The sequence below is a fragment of the Flavobacterium xueshanense genome (genome assembly GCF_900112975.1).
GTDB classification, from domain to species: Bacteria; Bacteroidota; Bacteroidia; order Flavobacteriales; family Flavobacteriaceae; genus Flavobacterium; species Flavobacterium xueshanense.
The window spans coordinates 41619-64755 of the sequence record NZ_FONQ01000010.1 but is presented as its reverse complement, the minus strand read 5'-3'; the positions used below and the strand labels follow the sequence as shown (position 1 = coordinate 64755).

Annotated in this window: 22 protein-coding genes; 12 read left to right on the top strand and 10 right to left on the bottom strand. The window is 35.0% G+C overall.

All coding sequences use genetic code 11. The features are described from left to right. Nucleotides 1-13: 13 nt before the first annotated feature. Nucleotides 14-574 (bottom strand): isopentenyl-diphosphate Delta-isomerase, encoded by a 561-nt coding sequence (idi, locus tag BMZ76_RS10525; RefSeq protein ID WP_091205845.1) that lies wholly within the window; start codon nt 572-574, stop codon nt 14-16. 288 nt (nt 575-862) lie between these two features. Between idi and msrB the strand changes: the two genes are divergently transcribed. From msrB to BMZ76_RS10510, 3 genes are all read left to right on the top strand, one after another. Then, nucleotides 863-1423: a peptide-methionine (R)-S-oxide reductase MsrB gene (gene msrB / locus BMZ76_RS10520; RefSeq protein ID WP_091205843.1), complete on the top strand. Its 561-nt coding sequence runs from the start codon at nt 863-865 to the stop codon at nt 1421-1423. A 1-nt stretch (nt 1424) separates the two neighbouring features. Then, nucleotides 1425-2039, top strand: coding sequence for a peptide-methionine (S)-S-oxide reductase MsrA (gene msrA / locus BMZ76_RS10515; RefSeq protein WP_091205841.1), 615 nt, complete (start codon nt 1425-1427; stop codon nt 2037-2039). A gap of 209 nt (nt 2040-2248) precedes the next feature. Further along, the gene (locus BMZ76_RS10510; protein ID WP_091205839.1) at nt 2249-3556 is read left to right on the top strand and encodes an amidohydrolase; all 1308 of its coding nucleotides are present in this window, start codon (nt 2249-2251) and stop codon (nt 3554-3556) included. A gap of 58 nt (nt 3557-3614) precedes the next feature. Here BMZ76_RS10510 and BMZ76_RS10505 read toward each other — a convergent pair whose 3' ends face one another. Beyond that, a complete protein-coding gene (locus BMZ76_RS10505) occupies nt 3615-3794 on the bottom strand; it encodes a hypothetical protein (RefSeq protein WP_143071082.1) in 180 nt (59 codons plus the stop codon). On the opposite strand from BMZ76_RS10505, the gene BMZ76_RS10500 reads away from it, so the two are divergent. Continuing rightward, nucleotides 3785-4567, top strand: coding sequence for a CHAD domain-containing protein (locus tag BMZ76_RS10500; protein WP_091205834.1), 783 nt, complete (start codon nt 3785-3787; stop codon nt 4565-4567). The genes BMZ76_RS10505 and BMZ76_RS10500 overlap by 10 nt on opposite strands. Before the next feature lie 831 nt (nt 4568-5398). On the opposite strand, the gene BMZ76_RS10490 is transcribed toward BMZ76_RS10500, so the two are convergent. Continuing rightward, nucleotides 5399-6961: an NAD(P)/FAD-dependent oxidoreductase gene (locus BMZ76_RS10490; protein ID WP_091205829.1), complete on the bottom strand. Its 1563-nt coding sequence runs from the start codon at nt 6959-6961 to the stop codon at nt 5399-5401. 213 nt (nt 6962-7174) lie between these two features. Here BMZ76_RS10490 and BMZ76_RS10485 point away from each other — a divergent pair, with 213 nt between their 5' ends. After that, nucleotides 7175-7411 carry a hypothetical protein gene (locus BMZ76_RS10485; protein ID WP_091205826.1) on the top strand — a complete coding sequence of 79 codons (237 nt, stop codon included), beginning with the start codon at nt 7175-7177 and terminating at the stop codon, nt 7409-7411. A gap of 66 nt (nt 7412-7477) precedes the next feature. Here the strand turns inward: BMZ76_RS10485 and recQ are convergent, their stop codons facing one another. Then, nucleotides 7478-9673 carry a DNA helicase RecQ gene (gene recQ / locus BMZ76_RS10480; RefSeq protein WP_091205823.1) on the bottom strand — a complete coding sequence of 732 codons (2196 nt, stop codon included), beginning with the start codon at nt 9671-9673 and terminating at the stop codon, nt 7478-7480. Between the two features lie 85 nt (nt 9674-9758). Here recQ and BMZ76_RS10475 point away from each other — a divergent pair, with 85 nt between their 5' ends. The 5 genes from BMZ76_RS10475 to BMZ76_RS10455 all read left to right on the top strand — a co-directional run bounded on the left by BMZ76_RS10475 (nt 9759) and on the right by BMZ76_RS10455 (nt 13181). Next, nucleotides 9759-10724: a KpsF/GutQ family sugar-phosphate isomerase gene (locus BMZ76_RS10475; RefSeq protein ID WP_167547453.1), complete on the top strand. Its 966-nt coding sequence runs from the start codon at nt 9759-9761 to the stop codon at nt 10722-10724. Then, the gene (tatC, locus tag BMZ76_RS10470) at nt 10724-11539 is read left to right on the top strand and encodes a twin-arginine translocase subunit TatC (RefSeq protein WP_091205820.1); all 816 of its coding nucleotides are present in this window, start codon (nt 10724-10726) and stop codon (nt 11537-11539) included. Before BMZ76_RS10475 ends, tatC begins: the two co-directional genes overlap by 1 nt. Further along, nucleotides 11532-11885, top strand: coding sequence for a carboxymuconolactone decarboxylase family protein (locus BMZ76_RS10465; RefSeq protein WP_091205817.1), 354 nt, complete (start codon nt 11532-11534; stop codon nt 11883-11885). The genes tatC and BMZ76_RS10465 overlap by 8 nt, the downstream gene beginning before the upstream one ends. 97 nt (nt 11886-11982) lie before the next feature. After that, the gene (gene lptB, locus BMZ76_RS10460; protein ID WP_091205815.1) at nt 11983-12723 is read left to right on the top strand and encodes an LPS export ABC transporter ATP-binding protein; all 741 of its coding nucleotides are present in this window, start codon (nt 11983-11985) and stop codon (nt 12721-12723) included. A gap of 89 nt (nt 12724-12812) precedes the next feature. Beyond that, entirely contained in the window at nt 12813-13181 is a 369-nt protein-coding gene (locus BMZ76_RS10455) for a four helix bundle protein (RefSeq protein ID WP_091205979.1), read from the top strand. An 81-nt stretch (nt 13182-13262) separates the two neighbouring features. On the opposite strand, the gene BMZ76_RS10450 is transcribed toward BMZ76_RS10455, so the two are convergent. Together BMZ76_RS10450 and BMZ76_RS10445 are read right to left on the bottom strand one after the other, a co-directional pair. Beyond that, nucleotides 13263-14126, bottom strand: coding sequence for a glycoside hydrolase family 25 protein (locus BMZ76_RS10450; RefSeq protein ID WP_091205812.1), 864 nt, complete (start codon nt 14124-14126; stop codon nt 13263-13265). A 7-nt stretch (nt 14127-14133) separates the two neighbouring features. Continuing rightward, nucleotides 14134-14850, bottom strand: coding sequence for a CDP-alcohol phosphatidyltransferase family protein (locus BMZ76_RS10445; protein ID WP_091205974.1), 717 nt, complete (start codon nt 14848-14850; stop codon nt 14134-14136). 363 nt (nt 14851-15213) lie between these two features. Between BMZ76_RS10445 and BMZ76_RS10440 the strand changes: the two genes are divergently transcribed. Together BMZ76_RS10440 and BMZ76_RS10435 are read left to right on the top strand one after the other, a co-directional pair. Next, the gene (locus BMZ76_RS10440; protein ID WP_449756722.1) at nt 15214-16284 is read left to right on the top strand and encodes a putative type IX sorting system protein PorV2; all 1071 of its coding nucleotides are present in this window, start codon (nt 15214-15216) and stop codon (nt 16282-16284) included. Between the two features lie 445 nt (nt 16285-16729). Beyond that, entirely contained in the window at nt 16730-17869 is a 1140-nt protein-coding gene (locus tag BMZ76_RS10435) for a lipoprotein N-acyltransferase Lnb domain-containing protein (RefSeq protein WP_091205810.1), read from the top strand. A gap of 249 nt (nt 17870-18118) precedes the next feature. Here the strand turns inward: BMZ76_RS10435 and BMZ76_RS10430 are convergent, their stop codons facing one another. The 4 genes from BMZ76_RS10430 to BMZ76_RS10415 form a co-directional block, all read right to left on the bottom strand. Next, nucleotides 18119-19513 carry a sugar transferase gene (locus tag BMZ76_RS10430; RefSeq protein ID WP_091205807.1) on the bottom strand — a complete coding sequence of 465 codons (1395 nt, stop codon included), beginning with the start codon at nt 19511-19513 and terminating at the stop codon, nt 18119-18121. Nucleotides 19514-19901: 388 nt separating this feature from the next. Further along, nucleotides 19902-21254 carry an O-antigen ligase family protein gene (locus BMZ76_RS10425; RefSeq protein WP_091205805.1) on the bottom strand — a complete coding sequence of 451 codons (1353 nt, stop codon included), beginning with the start codon at nt 21252-21254 and terminating at the stop codon, nt 19902-19904. Nucleotides 21255-21287: 33 nt separating this feature from the next. After that, nucleotides 21288-22394, bottom strand: a complete 1107-nt coding sequence (locus BMZ76_RS10420; RefSeq protein WP_167547452.1) for a glycosyltransferase family 4 protein — start codon at nt 22392-22394, stop codon at nt 21288-21290. Continuing rightward, nucleotides 22384-23100 (bottom strand): class I SAM-dependent methyltransferase, encoded by a 717-nt coding sequence (locus BMZ76_RS10415; RefSeq protein ID WP_091205800.1) that lies wholly within the window; start codon nt 23098-23100, stop codon nt 22384-22386. The genes BMZ76_RS10420 and BMZ76_RS10415 overlap by 11 nt, the downstream gene beginning before the upstream one ends. Between the last annotated feature and the right edge of the window lie 37 nt (nt 23101-23137).

Sequence of the window (23137 nt, the reverse complement as noted above, 5' to 3'; positions counted from 1 at the left end):
AAAATATTATGAATTAAAGGTTATTTACTCCCGCATTTGCAGACGAAGGGCTTTTATGCTCTTCCAGAAAGTGGTAAAACTCCTCGAAAATTATTTTGAACCACACCGTGTATAAAGCAGGCTGAAGTTCCATATCTGTTTTCACATCCTCAATTTTCATCCATTTCCAGTCTTCCACTTCCTCCGGATTGATCACCGGTGCGTCGTTATAATAGCCAATCATCACATGATCGAGTTCATGCTCCGTCAAACCGTTATCAAAAGGCGCTTTGTAAATAAAATGAAAAAGTTCTTTGAGTTCAGTTTTAAAACCCATTTCTTCAAACAATCGTCGGCTTCCTGCTTGAATATTTGTTTCTTGCTCACGTTGATGGCTGCAACAGGTGTTGGTCCACAACAAGGGTGAATGGTATTTTTGATGCGCTCGTTGCTGCAGCATGATTTCATTTTTACTGTTTAAAACAAAAACGGAAAAAGCACGATGCAAGACCGCTTTTTGATGTGCTTCAAGCTTAGGCATCAGTCCTATTTGCTCATCTTTTTCATTAACTAATATTACGTTTTCTTCTAACATGTGGTTTTATTATTAGGTCAAAAATACAAAAAAAGAACGGGTATCTGTGACGTTTTTGAAATTGTGAAAAGTTTAACGAGTGTTGAATATGTCAATATTCTAATTTTATATGCATTAAAACACACTCCTAATTTACAGTTTATTATACTTTGAAATTTTAAAACTAAAAGCATCATTTTTTCGTAAATGTAAATAAGTTAGAACACAATTAAAAGAAAATCCAATTACAAAGTAGGTGACACTTTAAAATCTGAAAGTCATTTACATTTGTGATAAAAAGAAATCAAAATGAAAACAAAAAATCAAGTGCTAAGCGCATTATTTCTCATCCCATTATTCATGTTCACAGCCTGTGCGCAAACAACAAAAAAACAAGGAACTATAAAAAAAACTGTTGCAATGGAAAACACTATAAACAAAACCGGAAATCCGTATTACTCCAATACAGATACGACAAAACTTAACGTAAGTGATGCCGAATGGAAAAAAGTTTTACCCGAAGATGTGTATGAAGTCACCCGTAATGCGGATACGGAACGACCTTTTACAGGAAAATATTGGAATACAGATGACAAAGGAACTTATTATTGTGCGGCCTGTGGCAACAAACTATTTCGTTCCGGTGCCAAATTTTCAAGCAATTGTGGCTGGCCAAGTTTCTTCGAACAAGACAATAAAAACAGTGTAGTTTATAAAACCGATAATTCTCTTGGAATGGAAAGAATCGAAGCACTATGCGGAAGATGTGATGGCCATTTAGGGCATCTTTTTGATGACGGACCAGAACCAACCGGAAAAAGATACTGTATGAATTCTATCGCACTTGACTTTATTCCTGATACCAAATAACATGAAAAAACTATTTTTACTGTGCATTTTAACAACAAGTAGTTTGTTTGCGCAAAGTCAAACGCCGAAGCAATCCAATCTTGAAACCATCACTTTAGCTGGCGGTTGTTACTGGTGTGTTGAGGCTGTTTATGAGAATCTTATTGGAGTACAATCGGCAATCTCAGGATATGCAGGTGGCAAAAATGCGAATCCTACCTATGAAGACGTGTCGACCGGAAGATCGGGTTATGCCGAAGTGGTAAAAATTACCTACGACAAAAACGTAACGAATCTGGATGAAATTTTTAAAGTCTTTTTTACGGTGCATGACCCAACGACATTAAACCGTCAAGGAGCGGATGTAGGAACACAATACCGTTCGGCCATTTTTTATAAAAATGAAGCACAAAAAAAATCAGCGCAAACGATTATCAATGCAATGAAAAAAGCTAAGATTTATGATAGTCCTATAGTAACGACTGTAGAACCTCTGAATAAATTTTACAAAGCCGAAGATTACCATCAAAATTACTATGCCAACAATAAAAATCAACCCTATTGTCAAATGGTAATTCAACCTAAAATGGAGAAATTCGAAAAGCTTTTTAAAAGCCGATTGAAAAAGCAAAAATAAATTAATAAGCTGCCGCCTTGTTGTCACAAACAAGGCGGTTTTTTTTATATTCTACTCAAAGAAAGATACTTTATGCCAGTATTTAAAATTACTGCAAGGCAAAATAATTTTGCTATATTTGTTTTCAACTGAGCGTATTTAATATCGAAACAGACCGCATTTCAATTGAAATAAACGCTAATAATGAACCAAAATTTATACCACAACTAATGAAAAAAATTATTCTTTTTACTGGCTTATTTACGTATTCTATTTTTGTCTCAGCGCAAAATACCGCGCTAAAAGCTACCGTTGCTCAAAAAGCTACTTCTTTAGAATCTAAAGTTATTTCTTGGCGAAGAGACTTTCACCAAAACCCGGAATTAGGAAATAGAGAATTTAAAACTTCTGAAAAAATAGCGGCACATTTACGTTCTTTGGGCATCGAGGTACAAACCGGAGTGGCAAAAACAGGTGTGGTGGGGATTTTAAAAGGAGGAAAACCCGGTCCTGTTGTCGCTCTTAGGGCCGACATGGATGCCTTACCGGTAAAGGAAAGAGTAAATATTCCTTTTGCTTCAAAAGCAATGGGCGAATACAACGGTCAGGAAGTGGGTGTCATGCACGCTTGCGGACATGATTCGCACGTAGCAATGTTGATGGGAACTGCTGAAATTCTGGCTAATATCAAAAGTGAATTAAAAGGTACTGTCAAATTCATATTTCAACCTGCAGAAGAAGGAGCGCCAGAAGGAGAAGAAGGCGGAGCCGCACTAATGGTAAAGGAAGGCGTCCTTGAAAACCCAAAAGTAGACGTGATTTTTGGTTTGCACATCAGCGCACAAACCGAAGTCGGCAAAATCAATTATCGCCCAAAAGGAGCTATGGCTTCATCGGACTGGTTCAAAATAAAAATAAAAGGAAAACAAGCGCATGGAGCAAGTCCATGGCAATCCGTGGATCCTATCGTTACGGCTTCTCAAATAATTTTGGGTTTGCAAACTATTGTGAGTCGCAACGTAAATCTAACGGAATCAGCTGCTGTGGTAAGTGTTGGAAAAGTGACCGCTGGTGTAAGAAGCAATATTATTCCAGAAGAACTCGAAATGGCCGGTACGATTCGTACATTGGATAAAAAAGTACAGGAAATGATTCACAACCGCGTGAAACAAATAACCACCAATATTGCAGAAAGTGCGGGAGCCATTGCCGAAGTAAGCATTACAAAACAAACATTGATCACGTACAACGACCCAACACTGACCGAAAAAATGGTACCAACACTGGAAGATGTCGCCGGAAAAAACAATGTAGTCTTGACACCTGCAGCAACTGGAGCAGAAGACTTTTCGTATTATCAAGATAAAATTCCTGGTCTTTTCTTTTTCCTTGGAGGAATGCCTAAAGGCAAAAATCCAACTGAAACTGCCTCTCACCATACTCCTGATTTCTATATTGACGAGAGCGGTTTTGTGTTAGGAATGAAGGCAATGTCAAATTTAACTTTAGATTATATGGAAATGAATGCTAAAAAATAAATCCCTGCAAACAGAAATTTTAAAAAATAACAACCGAAAAGAGATTTTCTATTTTTTTTTATTTTTGATTAATATCAAAATAAATAGCTGATTTAAAGAAACTTAAAATATATTTTACACCGTTTTTTAGTAAATTTACTTTATTATCTCGCATTATTCTTTTATCAAAAATATCAAAAACTCGGTACAAGAAATACATAGGAACATGATCAATTATAAGGATGTTAAATGAAAGCATTGGAAACATATTTTAAAAAACGAAAAAAAGCCTTAAACCTCATCCTGGAGAAAGCTCCCGACTGTTATACTGTCGAAACTTTTCATGAACTACGGGTGGAAATCAAGAGACTAAAGGCATTATTTGAATTAATTGCCTTTTGTTCCAAGAAATTTAAGCTCCAAAAAACTTTTACACCTTTCAGAATTATTTTTAAAAAAGCTGGAGAAATTAGGGAACTTCAATTGGAACAAACCATTCTTGAGGAACAGCCGAATTTTCATTTGCTTAAAAAATACCCCAATCAATTAAAAAAGCTAGAAACCAAAAAAATAAAAAACTTCTTTGCGACAGCAAATAAGCGTTTAATCAAAAAGTTGAAGGGGAAATATCGTAAAATTATTTGTTTGTTTACTAAAGCAAGTAAAAAAAAGGTAAATCGTTACAGAAATAAAACGAGAAAGGAGTTGAAAAAATTAATCCGTAAGAATGATTTCAAAAAGAAACAAATCCACGATTTTCGAAAACGATTAAAAGTATACCAGTATAATGAGAAAATCATGAATCCTGATCAAAACAAATTAGTTCTCGATCAGGATAAGCTGTCGGATTTACTAGGGAAATGGCACGATTACAATGTTGTGATTCTACATTTAAAAAAAATAATTTCTACCTTCAACAAGGATTCTAAAGAAAGAAACCAACTCAGAATCATTAAAGTTACAATGACTTCTAAAAGAGCATTACTATTCCTTAAAATAAATGCGACTTTACCCTATCAGACCCTTGTGTAAAAAAAAATTATAAAACACTAAAGAAAATAAGCTTACCATGAAGATATGCCAAAAATAGGCTGCAAATTAAATCATGGTTGGCGTTAAAACGAACTGGTATACCGCATCTTGCAATGCATTTATCCTTCAAAATTGACTGACGATCGCAGAATGAGATTATGAATGGCACAACAACAATGCTGCTACAAATAACTAATCCGCTACTAAACTTTCTAGGTATGCTAAGAATCTGGATAATATACCCCTACTATTTTCGCTCGTTAAATTTTTTTTTTCGACTTTTTCAAATTCGTTAAAAGTAGAAATAAAGAACGCCACGAAGCATAAAATCACCACTATTGTCAGGATAATTAATTCTAAATTTTCCATATTATTTTTTAAGTTTTAAATTTAAAAATATCAATAGACCTAGGATTGTTGGAGGCCACAATCCAATAAAAATAGCGCGCTGTGGATCTTTTAATACAATATAAAAATATTCAGAAGTAAAAATCAACGCGATAACCAATACCAAAATTAAAATTTCAGATTTTTTAAATTTTTCAAACATTTTTTTATTTTTATCGTTTCCTCACAAATATAGGAGAAAAAAATTCAGTACCAATACAAAATTAGGAAGCTTGATAACAATACTATTCTTTTTTTCACAAAAAAAAGCTTAATTATATCATTTTTAAATAAGAAGTATTAACAATAAAAATTTGGTTAGCATAAAAATCACAAAGTAAATAGAATGTTAAATTTTATGATACGCAGTAAAACATGCTTGGATAATTTCAATTTTTTATTAAAATTATCCAAAGGCACACAATCGATTATTCTTTTTGATTTCTATTTATTCAAAATCGCACCAATCATCAAAGCACATTTTTCGCCGTCAATAGCGGCAGATATAATTCCGCCGGCATAACCCGCACCTTCTCCGCACGGATACAAGCCTTTTATTTGAACGTGTTCGTACGTCATCGGATCTCTCGGGATTCGCACTGGCGATGACGTTCTGGATTCCGGAGCATGAAGTATGGCTTCGTTTGTCAAATAACCACGCATAGACTTTCCAAATTCGGTAAATCCTTCTCGCAATATTTGCGTTAAAAATCCGGGAAAAACCTGTCCCATTTCTACTGAAGTCGTTCCGGGAACATAAGACGTTTTAGGAATATCCGAGGAGACTCGGTTCTGTGTAAAATCAATCATACGTTGCGCAGGAACTTTTTGGGTTTCGCCTGCCAAATGCCAAGAGCGCTGCTCGATACTTTTTTGGAATTCCATTCCGGCCAAAGCACCAAATTTCGCAAAAGGTTTAAAATCTTCCAGTTGTAATTCAATTACAATTCCGGAATTAGCGGTAGCCTGATCTCTTTTGGATGGTGACCAACCATTCGTTACCACTTCACCAGGACTAGTGGCACAAGGTGCAATCACGCCTCCGGGACACATACAAAACGAATACATTCCTCTTCCTCCAACTTGTTTCACAATAGAATACGGTGCCGGAGGTAAAAATTCCCCACGATAATCACAGCTGTATTGAATACTATCTATCAAAGATTGTGGATGCTCCGCCCGTACGCCCACGGCAAAAGGTTTCGCCTCGATAAAAATCTTTTTTAGGTCCAATAATTCAAAAATATCACGCGCCGAATGTCCGGTGGCCAAAATGAGTTTATTGGCAAGAATCGTATCTCCTTTTTGAGTAACAATACCTTGAACTTCATTATTTTTTATTAAAATATCCGTTAGTCGGGTTTCGAACAAAACCTGTCCGCCACATTCGATAATTTTTTCTCGAATGTCCTGAATAATTTGCGGCAATTTATTCGTTCCAATATGCGGATGTGCTTCAATCAGAATATCCTCGGAGGCTCCAAAAGCGACAAACAATTCCAAAACTCGCGTTACATCGCCTCTTTTTTTAGAACGGGTGTACAACTTTCCATCAGAATAGGTTCCAGCTCCGCCTTCGCCAAAACAATAATTAGAATCTTCATTTACAAGATGATCCACATTAATGGCTTTTAAATCTCGACGTCTGCCTCGAACATCTTTTCCACGCTCGATAACTATGGGCTTCAAACCCAATTCTATCAATTGCAAAGCAGCAAAAAGTCCGGCAGGTCCGGCACCAACAACAATTACTTCTTGAGCTCCAGCCACATTACCATAATCCGGGAGTTGAATTTTTTGATCTTGAAAAGGTTCTCCTTTTAAATAAATTACAACTTTAAGATTGATTTTTATAGCTTTTTGACGGGCATCAATAGATCTTTTTAATATGGAAACATGTTGAATTTCATTTACAGAAACCTTAATTTGTTTCGATAAATGATTTTTCAACAACAAATCATTTGATGCAATTTCTGGAGAGACTTGTAATAAGAGTTCTTGAGGCATTTTTTTAGTTTATTCGATTTTTAGATTATTAGACTTTCGCAAACTGTCTAACAATCTTAGTACAAAAGTAGTATTTTGAAGTGACTTCTTCTAAATGAAGACAGAATCCGTTTTCAATTTTTTACTTTGACCAATTTTCGAATTAGACTTTGTAAATTTGCACTCTAAAACAGGTAAACAATTAAAACGTTAACCAATTAATCTTAGAAAAAAATGTCTAGAAAAATAAAACTGATTTGGGATTTTCGCGGTCCGGCTTCCGCAAAAACAGCGGAACACCACGAAATTCATTTAAAAGAATACATCGCTATTGAAAAATTACCGCTAAATATCACAGGATTCGAGATTCAAAACGAGATGCAAGCCATTGCTTTTATGGTAGTAACGGATGAAAACATGATTCAGGTTCGAGATGTTTTGAAACCGCATCGAGGAGAATTGTTTGAATAGAGTTCACAGTTTTCATTCGCAGCTGACAGTACGAAACCTAAAAACTGCGAATGAAAACTGAAAACTTTAATTTGCCACTTCGCTGATAAATTTGATACGCATCAAACGCAATTCATCAATATCATAATCCCCTTCAAATTCCTTGAGTGCATTTTCTATATTATCGGATTCAGATTCCATAAAATAATCATGGATTTCTTCTTGCTGATCATCGTCAAGCATATCATCAATCCAATATTTGATATTCAGTTTGGTTCCGGAATAAACAATCTGTTCCATTTCTTTAATTAGAGCATCCATGTTAATCCCTTTGGCGGAAGCAATGTCATCGAGCGATAATTTTCTGTCAATATTTTGAATAATATAAAGTTTATTCACTGAATTGACACCGGTAGATTTTACCACCAAATCATCCGGACGAATGATGTCATTTTCGGCAACATAGCGGCTGATTAATTCTAAAAATTCCTTGCCGTATTTTTTAGCTTTTCCTTCACCAACCCCATGAATATTGATTAATTCTTGTTGAGAAACAGGATATTTCAAAGCCATATCTTCCAGCGATGGATCTTGAAAAACCACAAACGGAGGAACGCCCACTTTTTTGGCTACTTTTTTACGTAAATCCCGCAGCATGTCCATCAGCACTTCGTCTGCAACTCCTGTAGATTTAGAAGCAGTTACAATAGCTTCATCTACCGCTTCGTTGTATTCATGATCCTCTGACATCATAAAAGATTCAGGTTTCTTTATAAAATCTAATCCTTTATCGGTAATTTTTACGATGCCATACGTCTCAATATCTTTCGATAAATATCCCGCCACCAGCACTTGTCGCAATAAAGCCATCCAGTATTTTTCATCATGAGCTGATCCACATCCAAAGAAAGACTGCGTATCCGTTCGATGTGCTTTGATAACCGCATTGACACGACCAATTAATGTAAAAACAACCTCTTTTGATTTGTATAAATGTTTGGTATCTCGTACTACTTGCAACAATTGCACTACTTGATCTTTAGCCTCAATTTTTGTTTTCGGATTTCTGACGTTATCGTCCATATCAGCTCCTTCGCCGGTAACATCGTCAAATTCTTCTCCAAAATAATGCAATAGAAATTTTCTTCTGGACATCGAAGTCTCGGCATAAGCCACTACTTCCTGCAACAAAGCAAATCCAATTTCCTGCTCGGCAACGGGTTTTCCCGACATGAATTTTTCTAATTTTTCGACATCTTTATAAGAGTAATAAGCTAAACAGTGTCCTTCGCCGCCATCACGACCGGCACGACCCGTTTCCTGATAGTAACTTTCCAGTGATTTAGGAATATCATGATGAATTACAAAACGTACATCCGGCTTGTCAATTCCCATCCCAAAGGCGATCGTTGCCACCACTACATCTACATCTTCCATTAGGAACATGTCCTGATGTCTGGCACGGGTTTTAGCGTCCAATCCCGCATGATACGGCACTGCACTTATTCCGTTTACTTGCAAAACTTCGGCAATAGCCTCCACTTTTTTACGGCTCAAGCAATAAATTATGCCTGATTTTCCTTTATGTTGTTTTATAAACCGAATAATATCCGATTCTATGTTCTTCGTTTTAGTACGTACTTCGTAATATAAATTGGGTCTGTTGAATGATGCTTTAAAAGTTTTAGCATCGGTCATATCTAGGTTCTTCAGAATATCTTCCTGTACTTTTGGTGTCGCCGTAGCAGTCAAACCGATAATAGGTACATCGCCCAATTGCTTGATGATGTGCTTTAAGTTTCTGTATTCAGGTCTGAAATCATGTCCCCATTCTGAAATACAATGAGCTTCATCAATAGCCACAAAAGATATGGTAACGTTTTTCAGAAAATTTACATACTCCTCTTTGGTCAAAGACTCAGGCGCTACATAAAGCAACTTGGTGAGTCCGGAAGTAATGTCTTTTTTTACTTGGGCAATTTCAGTTTTAGTCAATGAGGAATTTAAAACATGAGCCACACCATTTTCAGAAGACAAACTTCTGATGGCATCCACCTGATTTTTCATTAAAGCAATAAGGGGCGAAACTACGATGGCGGTTCCTTCCTGAATTAGAGCAGGCAGCTGATAACAAAGTGATTTCCCTCCGCCTGTGGGCATGATCACAAATGTATTTTCTTGATTTAGGACACATTTTATGACTTGTTCCTGTAACCCTTTGAATTGGCTAAAGCCAAAATATTTCTTTAATTCTTTGTGTATGTCAATTTCGTTTGGATTCATTCTTTATTATGTGGTATTTTGTATAAATTTGCAACACCTAAAGGTACAAATTTCTTTTACACATACAAATTTTAATCATTCTGTTTTGATCACTAAAGAAAATATATTGGCCAGTGCCAAAAAAACCATCTTATCGGAAAGTCAATCGATAGCTAAACTCATTGATTTTCTGGATGAAAACTTTATTGAAGCGACACAAAAAATTTATAATTCTACCGGAAGATTAGTCGTAACCGGGATAGGAAAAAGTGCTATTATCGCTCAAAAAATGGTAGCTTCTTTTAATTCTACCGGAACGCCTTCGCTTTTTTTACATGCCTCTGAAGCCATTCACGGTGATTTAGGCATGATTCAAAACGAGGATGTGATTATTTGCATTTCAAAAAGTGGCAACAGTCCGGAAATAAAAGTCCTAGTCCCGCTCTTAAAACGTTTTGGAAACACTTTGATTGCAATAACCGGAAACATGAGCTCCTTTTTGGCAAAAGGCTCTGATTTTGTTCTCAACACCGCAGTCGATGCTGAAGCTTGTCCTAATAATTTGGCTCCAACAAACAGCACCACCGCACAACTAGTAATGGGTGATGCTCTTGCCGTTTGCCTGATGGAAATGCGCGATTTCAAACCCGAAGATTTTGCTGTTTACCACCCCGGAGGCGCATTGGGGAAAAAATTATTGTTGCGTGTCAAAGACATGTTGGAACACAGCCTAAAACCTATGGTTACTCCAGATGCATCCATCAAGCAAGTTATTTTTGAAATTTCCGAAAAACGTCTTGGTGTAACTGCAGTAGTTGAAAATGACCAAGTGATTGGAATTATTACTGATGGTGACATTCGAAGAATGTTGAGCGATAAAGACACTTTTGCCGATTTGACCGCAAAGGACATTATGACAAAAAACCCAAAAATGACGACTTCCAGCGCTATGGTTGTGGAAGCATTGAACATAATGGAAGATTTTTCCATCACACAATTAGTTGTTGTAGACGACAGCGAATACAAAGGCGTATTGCATTTACATGATATTTTAAAAGAAGGAATAATATAATGACAAAAAAAAACTTAAACGAAATGTCGTTTTTAGATCATCTTGAAGAATTAAGATGGTTATTGGTTCGAAGCACGATGGCAATATTAATCTTGGCCACCATCACTTTTTTCGTAAGTGATTATATTTTTGACGTGATTATTTTTGGTCCGACAAATGCTAATTTCATCACCTATCGCTTCTTTTGTGATTTATCTAATCAATTGGGCTTTGCCGAAAGCATTTGTGTAACCGAAATGCCTTTTATTATCCAAAACACGAATATGGAAGGCCAGATTAATGTTTTGATTTGGACTTGTATAACCGCCGGATTTATTCTTGGATTCCCATTCATACTGTGGGAAGTTTGGAAATTCATCAGTCCTGCTTTGTACGAAACGGAAAAAAAACATGCAAAACTTTTTATCTTTTCGTCATCATTACTGTTCTTTATGGGCGTATTGTTTGGCTATTATGTAATTGTACCTATGTCTGTTAACTTTTTCGCTACATTCACCATCAGTGCTGTTGTAAAAAATCAGTTTAGCATTGATTCCTATATTGGCCTGGTAAAAACAAGTGTAATTGCTTGCGGATTGTTTTTTGAATTACCAATAATTATCTATTTCCTAACAAAATTAGGATTAGTAACTCCGGATTTCTTAAGGAAATACTGGAAATATGCCGTAATTATCATCTTGATTGTGGCAGCAATTGTAACACCTCCTGATGTGGTAAGTCAAATCATTGTAACGATTCCGATGTTGTTAATCTATGAAGCGAGTATCTTAATTTCAAAAATAGTAGTAAAAAATCAAAAAAAAGTAAATGGCTGATATAATAGAAGAATTCAACGAGTACCGTTCTAAAATGAACGAAAAATTATTGGCAGACAATAATAAAATTGTAAAACGTATTTTTAATTTAGACACCAATGCATACGCAGCTGGAGCTTTGGACGTAAAAACCAAAGAATTACTGGGATTAGTCGCTTCAGCAGTTTTACGTTGTGATGACTGTGTAAAATACCATTTGGAAACCAGCCACAAAGAAGGTGTTACCAAAGAGGAAATGATGGAAGCTATGGGAATCGCAACACTTGTTGGCGGAACTATTGTTGTACCTCATTTACGCAGAGCTTATGAATTCTGGGAAGCTTTGGAAGAAGCCGCGACTAAATAATTTGTTAAGAAGTTTAATTGTTTATTCGTTTATTTGACACGAATAAACAGTGAAACGAATAAACAATCAACCCGTTTAAACGATTAAACCAAAGAATATGAAATTAAGAGCCGAAAATCTAATCAAAACCTATAAAGGACGCAGTGTTGTAAAAGGCATTTCGGTAGAAGTGAATCAAGGTGAAATCGTGGGACTTTTAGGTCCAAACGGTGCCGGAAAAACAACTTCTTTTTATATGATTGTGGGATTGGTAAAACCCAATTCAGGCAATATATTTTTGGACGATTTAAACATCACTGATTACCCGATGTACAGAAGAGCACAGCAGGGAATTGGGTATTTGGCACAAGAAGCTTCAGTTTTTAGAAAATTAAGCATTGAAGACAATATATTAAGCGTTTTACAATTGACTAAACTATCCAAAGCGGAACAAGAAGCGAAAATGGAAAGCTTAATTACCGAATTTAGCTTAGAACACATTCGTACCAACAGAGGCGATTTACTTTCCGGTGGAGAACGTCGTCGTACTGAAATTGCACGTTGTTTGGCCACCGACCCAAAATTTATCTTGTTAGACGAACCTTTCGCAGGTGTCGACCCTGTTGCCGTAGAAGACATTCAGAGAATTGTAGCACAGCTAAAAAATAAAAACATCGGTATTCTGATTACGGATCACAACGTACAGGAAACGCTCGCTATTACGGACAAAACCTACCTGATGTTTGAAGGTGGAATCCTGAAAGCAGGTATTCCGGAAGAATTAGTCGAAGATGAAATGGTGCGTCGCGTCTATCTTGGACAAAATTTCGAATTGAGAAAGAAGAAATTGGAGTTTTAGAAAAAGTGGTCAGTTTTTAAAAAAGTGGTCAGTGGTCAGTCTTAAATACATTGGTCAGTAATCAGCGTTTATTTTTAAAAACAGTAACTATAAAATTCCAAAACTTATTAGCGCACCAGAAATCATTTTCATTAGCCATGAAAATCTTTAATATAACAAAATCTTTCCCAAAAGAAGAAATGTATTCTTTAACCGACCAAATCAGACGTTCCTCTAGAATTGTCCCCGTTAATATTGCAGAAGCATATAGAAAAAGAGATTATCCTAAACATTTTTATAGCAAATTAACTGATTCCGATGCAGAAAACTCAGAAACACAAGTATGGCTGGAATTTGCACTGAAGTGTAATTATATAAATGAAAACACTCATAATGAGTTATTAAATGAAAGCAACGAAGTTGGTAAACTAATCAATTACATGATTTTAAATGCTCAAAAATTCGGCGTAAGTATTTAGAAGTCTAGCCTTACTGCTAAATCACCATTCACTTTATTCTGGCAACTGAATACTGAGCACTGAATACTGAACACTAAAGAATTACTCCACCGTAATATACTGCAATTGCTGCAAATCGCCATTGTAAATATTGACATCTACTTTCCCTTTAATTCCGGGAACCGATGCTTTTTCTGTAAATTGCCAAAACAACCAATCCTCGGCTATTTCCTCCCGGTAAAAATTATAATTAGCAATCCAAAAAAGATAATCGCTGAACTCTTCTTTCAAAAAATCATCATAATACCGCTCACCGGTATATATAATTGGCTTAACACCATAATGGGATTCTACAGCATGCAACCAGCGCTTCAAGCCTAATTTAAGATTGACAATCGACTGATTTTTAGGCAATTTTTCAATGTCTAAAACAGGAGGTAAATCTCCTTTGTGAAGGATAACCGTTTTTATAAAAAGCGCAGCTTGCTCCAGTGAATTTTCATTTGGGCGATAGTAATGATAGGCGCCGCGAATCATTTTATTTTCTTTGGCGCCAAGCCAATTCCTATTAAACTGACGGTCTTTTCTGTCTTTCCCAACCGTGGCTCGGATGAAAACATAATGCAATGGATATTTCTTTTCTAAAGTATCAACGTAAGACCATCGGATTTTCCCTTGATATTCTGAAACATCGATACCAATACTTTTCCCTTCGTGTTTTTCTAAAACCTGAAAATTTCGAACATCCGAAATGCGTTGGGCTTCTCTCTCAGCCCTTATAATTTTATCTGATTTAAAACTAAAATAATAGGCTAAACCATTTCGATAATGAAAACCAACTCCAGCGAGTAATACCACAAAAAAAGTAACAATAGCATAGCGTAGCAACTTTCTCGAGAAAACAGCTGCTTTCTTTTTTGGTTTACGAACTACATTAGTTTTTCTTCGTACGGTTTGTTTTCTCATTCAAAAACTATTTTTTGAGCACTTTGTTATTCACAACCGATAACAATACATAAAATAGTATTAACAATGGAATTCCTAAATAGCGAAAGAAAACTAACAATAAAAGAGAACAAGTTAAAAAGACGATTTGAAGTGCGTTTTCTTTGAAACTGAACTTCTTGATTTTCAAAGAGAATAACGGAATTTCTGCATTCAGCATGTAAGCACTTAATAGCGTTACCACCAATAGAAACCATGGATTGGTCAATAGCTCAACGATGAATATAGAATCCGTATATTGTAAAACCAAAGGAAGACTTAGAATAAACAGTGCATTGGCAGGTGTTGGCAAACCAATAAAAGAATCCGTTTGACGGGTATCAATATTAAAATTAGCCAAACGATAGCAAGATCCCAAGGCAATGATAAAACCTAAATACGGGAAAAACTGCAAATGACCAGTCGCTGCGGTAGACGAATGACTAATCATCATTTGAAACATTACCAAACCCGGAACCACACCGCTGGTTACCATATCAGCCAAAGAATCCAATTGCAATCCCAACGGACTGGAAACGTTAAACAATCGCGCAAAAAAACCATCAAAAAAATCCAAAAATATACCCAGACACACAAAATAAAAAGCCATTTCAAAATCTTGGTTGAAAGCGAATACCAATGCGATACAACCGCAAAAAAGATTCAGAAGCGTAATTAAATTCGGGATATGTTTTTTAATAGTCATCATAATAAAGTTTAAGGAATCAAAGTCGCAAATTTAGCATAATAAGTCAATGAAAAGTACGTTTTTTAGTAGAGATTTTTTAACAGCAAAAGACAACATCAGCCGTTTTGATGGTAATTATTCTGTTCTCAAATTTATTATGTTGAATAAGCAACCACAGGAAAAAATTCTATTTTAAAAAAATCAGCGAAAACCAGCTTCATCTCTGTCATCCGAGTACCATTTTAATCTGTAGCAACACTACTTTAAAACTAAACCGTGCGGCCAACACAGTAAATTAAACAGCAAAATGAAATAACCTCAGTAAAAAATTATATTTTTGATAAAAATTAAACAGACATTTCGTTTGTAAAAATGACACCCTTGAAAAAAAGCTTTTTAGCAGCAACCCTTCTGATAAGTACGCTGATGCACAGTCAGGTCGTTAGGAAATACTCGAATGAGTTCATGAATATCGGCGTGGATGCGGCAGCATTAGGTATGTCAAATACTGTCGTGGCTTCAACCAATGATGTTAATTCAGGATATTGGAATCCTGCCGGTCTCATCCGTCTGGAAGACCATCAGGTATCGTTAATGCACGCAAATTATTTTGCGAATATTGCCCAATACGATTACTTGGCCTATGCCAGTCCTATAGATGATCGCAGCGCTTGGGGAATTTCATTAATCCGTTTTGGGGTAGATGACATTTTGAATACTACAGAACTAATCGACAGCCAAGGCAATATTGACTACAACCGAATCAGTTTGTTTTCAACTGCTGATTACGGCTTCACTTTTTCTTATGCGCGAAAATTACCGGTTCCCGGATTTCAATATGGCGTGAATGCGAAAATCATCCGACGCATTATCGGGAAATTTGCCAGTTCTTGGGGATTTGGTTTTGACGTTGGATTACAATTCGAAAAAAACGACTGGCAATTTGGACTGATGCTTCGCGATATTACTACTACTTATAATGTTTGGAATATTGACGAGGACGAGTATCAGAAAATTGCAAATGCGATTCCCGGAGAAAATCAGGAATTACCGGAAAGTACCGAGATTACGGCTCCAAAAGCACAACTGGGAATTGCTAAAAAATTTATTATCCGGTATGATTACAGCATTCAGGCTGCAGCCAATGTGAACATGCGTTTTGCCAGAACCAATGATGTAATTGCAACTGATTTTGTGAGTATCGACCCGGCTGTGGGGTTGGAATTTGGATATACTGATTTAGTTTTTGTTCGTGCCGGAGTAGGGAATTTTCAGAATGTACAGCAATTGGACAGTACAGAAAAAGTAGGTTTCCAACCCAATATCGGTTTGGGATTTAAATACAAAGGCATCCAGATAGATTATGCGCTGACTGATTTAGGCAATCAAAGTGCCACCTTATATTCAAATATTTTTTCGGTAAAAGTAGATTTGGGACTGTTTAGAAATTAATTTAGAAGAACACTTAAAATTAGATAGCAACGTTGAATCTGAAATAGTTTTTTCGAAGTTGATACCAAGTTGCAATAACCCGTTTCAATTACAACAGTTTCTGGTTTGACAAAAAACCTTACACGTGTTTTTTCTTCCTGTAAACCCGTTGGGTGTAATTCAAGTTTTTTTTAACGCATAGAAACATAGTTTTTACGTATTTCTATTAAGACGTTTCACTCTTTTATCTTAAAACATAGCTTTGTTAGCCTAAAATTGGGCTATCCTGCTCTTTTTTTCTATGAATCTATGTGTTTATTTTTAAATTCTTTTCGGGGTTCTTAATTTTAAATAATTGCACCCAACGGGTTTTCTTTAAGTATCTTTGAAAGACAAATTAATTCAATGGAATAGGAAATCACTTCAATCTGTGCCACCCGTAATCCATATTTTAACATTTCCTTAAATGCATACATCTTCTTTCAAAAAAATAGTATTACTTCTATTCTTATTTCTAACGGTACATTTTAGTTTCGGACAAAACATTCAATTATCAAAAAACACCCACGTCAGCGTAATCACTTGTGGAACAGGTAATGAATCCTATTCGCTTTTTGGACACACGGCAATTCGAGTACAGGATACAACCAACGCCATTGATATAGTGTATAATTATGGCGCTTTTGACTTCAACACGCCAAATTTCGTGATGAAATTCATAAAAGGAAACTTGCAATATTTTGCTGTAGCACACTCCTATCCTAATTTTATCAATCAATATCAGTATGAAAAAAGATCCGTTTATGAGCAAGAACTGAATATCCCTCTCAATTTAAAACAAAAACTATTTGACAACCTGAATACCTCTTTGGCTTCCGGTGAAAGTCATTATACCTATAAATTTATCGACAAAAATTGCACCTCGATGGTGGTTGACATCATCAATAAAACATTGGATACTGTTGCCATTGTAAAAAATACCGATACTGATATCACCTACAGAACTATATTATACCCGTATTTTGACGGTCATTTTTATGAAAAATTAGGAACCAGTATTATTTTTGGTAAAAAAGTAGATCAATTAGGAAGCAAAATATTTCTCCCGTTTGAATTGCAGAAAAGCCTGAAAAAAGTTTCTTTTCAAAACCAACCATTGGCAAAGCAAAACAAAACCATAATCGAATTCAAAAATGATGTTCCTATGTCTAGTTGGAATAATCCCTACACGTATTTTATACTGCTTAGTTTTATCGTTTTTATAAACAAGAAAAGCATCGATTTGTTCTACCTCAGCATCATGGCTATACTTGGAATATTCTTTGCGTTTGTTGGGTTTTATTCGTTACATCCGGAATTAGGATACAACTACAATATTCTACTTTTCAACCCATCATTATTAGGATTACTTTATTTTTATTGGACAAAAAACAAAAAGGTAATTTATAATTTGGCGCTGTTCAATATACTATTATTAGTAGTTTATTTCTTTTTTATAATCAACAAAGCACATTTGGTGCTAGTATTGCCATTGGTAGTTTGCAGCGGAGTTGTTTTAGTGAGAATGGCTATTCAAAATAAGAAACGCATTCCTATCATTATCTAAGCAACCGTTCTAATACTTTTAGTAGAATTCCTTTTAAAAATCAGTATTCAACCGCTAATTCGCTAATTTTTTTTAATGTATGAATTCGTGTATTTCGTGTAATTTATGGCTTAAATAATTATTTTGTAGTCGGTACAGTTAGTCCTAAAATAAATCACCATTTTGAATTTAATTAGTTTAAATCCGTGGTAAAAAACCAACAACACTGAACTCCAAAATAAATAATAATAATAATAATAATAATAATAGCTACTGGCCCCTATAAAACAATACGGTAGTTATCGTTTTAAAAGCAATGTTTAAATCCAGATAAATACTGCGGTGCTTGATGTAATACAAGTCATATTGCAGTTTAATTAAACTATCATCAATCGTTTCCCCGTACGAATAATTGACTTGCGCCCAACCGGTAAGACCCGGTTTAATGATATGTCTGGTCTCATAAAAAGGCATTATTTCAGCAATTTCTTTTACAAAAACAGGACGTTCCGGACGCGGACCAATAACAGCCATATCACCTTTTAAAATATTAATAAACTGAGGAAATTCATCCATTCTGGTTTTGCGTAAAAATTTTCCAAACACAGTCACTCTTGAATCATTCGTAGCGGTAAAAACAGCACCATTCGATTCGGCATTTTTCACCATGGTACGGAATTTCAAAATTTTAAAAACAGCCCCGTCTTTGCCTACACGCTCTTGTGAATAAAATAAATGTCCCCTATTCCCAATAGCATTTCCCACCAGTATCAATGGAAACAAAAACGCACCTATAATAAGACCGGACAAAGAAACGGTAATCTCAAAAATACGCACGGCCAATCGGTATAATTTATTTTGATTGCTTCGACTAAAGGGGAAAAAGCGATAAAAATCGCGAGACATATACTGCACTGGAATACGTTGCGTTTTACTTTCGTATACCTGCGTATATTCTCGGATAATATTTCCAGACTCTAATAAATGCAGCAATTGTTGGTACAACTCAACAGTAATTCCTTCCGTTTTTTGGGAAGCAATGACAATTTCAGAAATCCCATTTTCTTTAACAAAAGAAAACAAATGATCTCTTTTGATGTGTTGTACATAATGGTATTCCTCCATTTCCTCCTCATTGGCATCCGTATTAACAAAACCAATTATTTTATAATGCGGATCAATATTTTCTAGCCCTAAAATGAGTTCTTGAACCTGTTCCTGATCACAAATTAAAATGGCTTTTTGAAAAAATCGATTGGAGGCTAAAAAAGCAACATATATCATGCGCCAAGTAAACAATGCCAGAAAAATGACCATAAAAAACAATAGAATTTGGAGTCGGTTGGAAGGCAGTTGCGGGGAAAAAAATGGGGTCAGCAAATAGACTAATACAGTTGTAGAAACGGTAATGAGGGTACTTTTCAACACTTGATATTGGTTGCTGGCCACCTGAAGATTGTACATTTCGAAAATAGTACCAAATACATTGATGTAAATTGCCAAAACGATAACCCAATAATAATTTGTGGCAGATACCGTAAAATAATCAAAAGCAAATACGTTTCCGGTAACGTACAAAGCCGCCAAAACGAACACAACATCAAAAAGCCGAAGAATCATCTTTCGCTCTGATATTTCAAAATGCATTTTATCAAATGAAAACATTTGTGTATTGGGGTTTTGACGCAATTTAGTGCTTTTGTATCAAATTAAAATTATGATATATTAATTTTTTTAACAAAACTTACTTTTTAACCTAATAAATTTTTTAATTGCAGAAAATTGACAATGAAATGCTACAAAAAATCAGTCAAAATGCATAAAAATAAGGTTTACAAACATTAACCGGTCTAATCTTTTATCCAAAAAAATAATTTAAAATTTATAACGTATCATTTAAAAAGTTAGTTATGAATTTTCGACGACCTTTAGGGATGGGGTAAAACGAAAATATCAGCAATCACACTAATTATAGGCTCCATTTAGGACTAGGATAAAATGAAAACATTTAGCAAGTATTTCTTAATTCTGTATTTACTTTTATCTATACTCTCTACTCTCCTTCTACAATACTCTTTTTCTTGGGAAATCCTAACTGCACATTCAACAGAGATAAAGAGTATACAAAAGCAGGTGCGGCGGTACGCATGGCAGCGTGATTAATCGTCAAAAACCAAAAAGCAATAAAACACAACAAAAACATATTGAACTTATTTTCTAAATACAAAAATAGCGGCGTAAAAAACAAAAGCAACAATGCTACAATACCCAAGGAACCATGTTCCGCTAACATCCGCGTAATTTCGTCATGCGATAACACTTTAACTCCAGTTTCCTGCTCACGAACTTCAGCCCCCTTTCCAACTCCTACCCCAAAAATAGGATTCTTTAAAAACGTATCAATCTCGTTTTGGGCAACTTCTTCTCTACCAGTAAATTGACTTTTTTTAACCCTTCCAGCAGCATCTTGATTAGCATACCGTTTGTCAATAAGACCGCCTGTTTGAAATGAAGTATAGGACCATGTTGCGATCATGGCTCCCATTAATAAAAAAATAATATAATTTAACTTAACCCTTCCGCCAAAATTAGATTTAAAATACAAGAATACCAGTAACAGAACGATCATTAGGAAACCCGTGATCATTCCTCCTCTGGAAAATGTCAGCATTCCACGGTAGGTAATATTTGAGGCAATAATCAAATTAAGTATCACTTGGAATTTTGTTTTAGAATCCAGTATTAATCTGGAAAAGAAAATAAACATACCCAAACCTAGAATGGTGGCCACCTGATTGGGACCATAACCTCCAGAAGTTTGAAAATTAGATTGCGTTCCGGTTACAACATCCTGAACATTGGGAGTATAAAAAGTGAGGTATACCATACAAGTGATAATAGGCAATCCCATACTCAACAAGACACTGTTGATTTCTGCTAAAGCAATTTTACGCCGGAACGTATACAAGGAAGCGAGCCCCAAACAAACGGGACCGGAAATATTAAACGCAATGGCCTTCCGAATATTAGTGTCAAAATTCAATGTGAAAGTCGAAATAATGACACTTGGAACCAACAACAACAGAAAAATCCAATAGGGCAATGCACCTTTAGAAAAACCACTGTAATACATCCCAATCAAAATAAAGACCATCACCCCATACTTAGAAATCTCATAAAGTGGATTACCACCGGTCATCCTCAAAAAAACTTCACTTCCTACAACATACGCCGCGGCAATCAACGCTTCGTTATTTCTATTCTGTTTTTTTATTATGTAATAAACCCCGTAAATAAAAATAGAATACCCATAAATCTTTGCTGTAAAAGGCAACAAAAAGCCCAATGCACCAACCACTACGTGGAATAGAACTAAATAGAGATAAGGTTGATCTTCTTTTTTCATTTGTAACTATTTTCAAAGCAATTATTATTTTTTTTAAATTAGTTTCTTAAGCTGCTTAAAGCCATTAATCTTGCTCGTTAAATCAAAATATCTTTCAATAAAAATACCCGAACCATAATTTTTAATTATATTTTTTTTCAATCCAATTGCCTTTTTATTAGCTAATTCTCTGTTAAAAAGAGCCTCTTTAATAGCAGATGCTAACGCTTCAGGTGATTTCGGAGGAACAATCCATCCATAACCTCCATTTCCTAAAACTTCCTTACATTGACCAACATCGGTACAAACAACAGGCAAACCAGCCAAACCATATTCCAAAAGTGCAACTGGCAATCCTTCACTAACAGAACTTAAAATGCCAACATCAGCTTTACTTAGAAGTTCAGAAATATTTATGACAGAACCCAAAAAAAACACCTCTTCACTAAGATTTGAAGAAGCGACCTTTTTTTTAACTTTTTCTACCCAATTTTTATCTTCTAAAGAGCCGGCTAAAAATAATTTAAAAGTAACTTTTTGACTTTTCAATAAAGCGCAAGCCTCAACTAAATTTAAATGATCTTTCTGGTTTCTAATATTTGCTAAGCATAACAATATTGGAATATCGTTTTGAATCCTTTGATTTACCTGAACCAATGGAAAATTAGGGATGTAAATAATCTGTGATTGGTTAACTTTTAAATTTCGGATATTCCATTCTCTTATTTTATCATTCACACAGACTACACCATCTATTAAAAAAGAAAAAAACTTAATTGTTTTTCGGTCAGAATCCTTTAATAAATCGCTAAATCCCCAATGATCATGCCAGATCAAAATAATTCTTGGAGATAGTAATTTTAAAATAAACGCCCAATAGATGGACGTTTGATGCACATGAATTATTGAAGGCTTGATTGCTCTAATTAATTTGAAGAGCCTGTAAAAGGCAAAAAAATCTATAGTGTTTTTTTTGTGCAAGAATAACACATTACTTTTTTCAGTGATAAAATTATAAATAGGGCCTACTTTTCTTGAAACGACCAAATAATTTTCAATCTCACTTGCAGTCAGTGTATTATAAATATTAGCACTCATGCGCTCGGTACCGCCAATCTCAAGTGAATCTACAATTTGAAGTATTATTAAATTATTTCTCATGGCCATAATCAATTCCTTCTGCTATAATTATTAAGCTGATTCCGAAAATTCTGGAATACAAATACGGATTAGCTTTTAATAAAAGGTATTTAAAAGGATATGCCACTTTTTGTAAGATTGTTAATTTATTAGACGGTGCATTAATTGATTCAATAGAATAATCATAATCCACAATTTTTAATCCAGAATAGGTGATTAAGTTTACAGCAGAATTAATATTTAAAAAAATTAAATGCCCTGGGTCTACAATTTTTCTTTTTTGCAAATTTCTAATATTGACGGACAAACAGTCTTCTAATGGAATATGCATAACGACATATTTTGCCCTCTTACCAACTTCTGTCAAAAAAGATATTGGATTAACAACATGTTCAAAGACATCATTTAAGGTAACTAGATCAAAATTTTCATTTGATTTAGTAAAGTCTTGCAATAAGAAATCTACATGATCGTCTTCTAATTTTTCGACATGGGGTGAAACATCAAATCCTTTTAAGACTTGGAGTGTATGAAAATTTAGTTTTAATTCTTTCCCTAATAATTTAATTATTTCTCCTGAACCACAGCCAACATCTGCATAAGAGGAAATCTGTATACTATTTTCTTTTAAATATCTAAATAATATTTTTTTGATAGCTTCGACCTTATAGGTAGCATCTTCACTGTGGCGATTTGGATCTTGAAAATAAACACCTTCTTTATACATTGAAATTAATTTTGTTAAACAAAAAAAGCAATATACA